Genomic DNA, 628 nt, shown 5'->3' with positions numbered 1-628 from the left:
TTTTCTAGCCTAACGGCTTCAAATAGTCTATCAGGAGATGTAAAGTCAGCTATTGATGGCAAAATAAATAATTATCAACTTCCTCAGTTCCCCTTGTCCAGCCATCAAACGTTTCCATATTCGCCTTTGTTTCAGTTAATATTGTCTTAGCTTCTGATAATGGCGTTGTAATTAAACTGGCATCTGGATTAGTCAGACTGATAATATCAGCAATAGAACTATATATAGTTGAAGTCTGCTGATTCACTGTGCTAATATTGGTCTCCAAATCTGAAAAACCATCTAACAGTCCTTGTAGATAATCCGTATCAATTATCGCATCTGACGCATTCTCTGATACTGTTGATTGGAACTGTTCAATAGTCTTATCATACTGAGCTGACAGAACGTTTAGAGCATTACTAAAGTTGGTTAAGAGAGGAAGTTGATAATTATTTATTTTGCCATCAATAGCTGACTTTACATCTCCTGATAGACTATTTGAAGCCGTTAGGCTAGAAAAAGAGTTCTTTGATGTATCAATCTGATTATTGAGATTTGTAACGGAATTGGTCAGCGCAGATTTCTGGTTGTTAACCTCCGTCATATCTATTTTCATACTCGTTCTCCTTTATTCATGATATATTTC

General features: G+C 35.5%; 1 pseudogene. It reads right to left on the bottom strand.

Annotation, left to right across the window (positions count from 1 at the left end):
* Nucleotides 1–82: 82 nt before the first annotated feature.
* A pseudogene (locus K4H96_RS01615) lies at nucleotides 83–598 on the bottom strand (T7SS effector LXG polymorphic toxin); the annotation flags it as partial.
* Nucleotides 599–628 lie beyond the last annotated feature (30 nt).

It is taken from the genome of Streptococcus sanguinis, from assembly GCF_020729765.1.
Classification (GTDB): domain Bacteria; phylum Bacillota; class Bacilli; order Lactobacillales; family Streptococcaceae; genus Streptococcus; species Streptococcus sanguinis_Q.
Note: the sequence above shows the minus strand (reverse complement) of the source record. Positions and strands in the feature narration are given on the sequence as shown.